This is a genomic window from Thalassotalea sp. G20_0 (genome assembly GCF_017744175.1).
Lineage (GTDB): Bacteria > Pseudomonadota > Gammaproteobacteria > Pseudomonadales > Endozoicomonadaceae > Endozoicomonas.
In genome coordinates this window covers 1-937 of record NZ_JAGHQV010000274.1, presented here as the reverse complement: position 1 = coordinate 937, position 937 = coordinate 1, and the positions used below count along the sequence as shown (strand labels likewise).

Sequence of the window (937 nt, the reverse complement as noted above, 5' to 3'; positions counted from 1 at the left end):
GTTGCCAACACCACGGCGGTGAACAGCCATGTCACAACCTTGGGTGAGGATGCAAACGCCGGCATCGGGGGGGGGCGGGTTTATGAAGGAACGGTTGCCAACACCACGGCGGTGAACAGCCATGTCACAACCTCGGGTGACTATGCAAACGCCGGCATCGGGGTGGGGCTGGTTTATGAAGGAACGGTTGCCAACACCACGGCGGTGAACAGCTATGTCAATGGTATTAAAGTGAATAATACTGAATCTATCACCAATGATCAGCTTCTTTGCCAAAAAGCAGACCCACGGGTGTTAACAGCCAATTGCTCTTCGCGAACAGAATTTCTGGATGCATTGGATTTGCCGTACAGTGATCCATGCCCGGTAAATACCGCTACACCCATTGCCGATGGTGGAACGGTTGCCAACACCACGATGGTGAACAGCAGCTTCGAAGGCAAGGGTTCGGATGTACCCCACGGCGTAGGGCGGAGGAGTGCTGGCGCCCCCCCGGCGGTGGACGGCAGGGTCGAAAGCAAGGGTTGGGATGCACCCCACGGCGTCGAGCGGAGGAGTGTTGGCGAGGGAGGGAGGGTTGCCGACACCCCGGCGGTGGACGGCAGCAATGCCGCTACAGCGTCAACAGCCGCTACCATGGGAATTACCACAGGTTCCCTTCTGGCGGGCGGATTGGGATTGGGGGTTGCCGCCTATTCAACCTATCAATGGATTACCGGTTACCAGGAGGGGTTGCGTGGTCAGGAGCTGGCGATGAAACCACTGACCCGTGGTAAAGAACTGGCAAGCGCCGCGGTCAACTCAGTATCCCAGGGTATTCAGGGAATCAGAGAACGAATGAACAGGCAGAGTGTTTCTACGCAGGAACCAGCCCATGAAATGAGCCAGGTAAAGACTGACAGAGTGACTGAGCTGGACAAACGTATTAATCAGCTAT

General features: G+C 56.4%; 1 protein-coding gene. It reads left to right on the top strand.

The annotated features are described in order from the left end of the window. Nucleotides 1-937, top strand: a 937-nt coding sequence (locus J7438_RS26015) for a hypothetical protein (RefSeq protein WP_209278934.1), incomplete at both ends; no start/stop codon positions are given.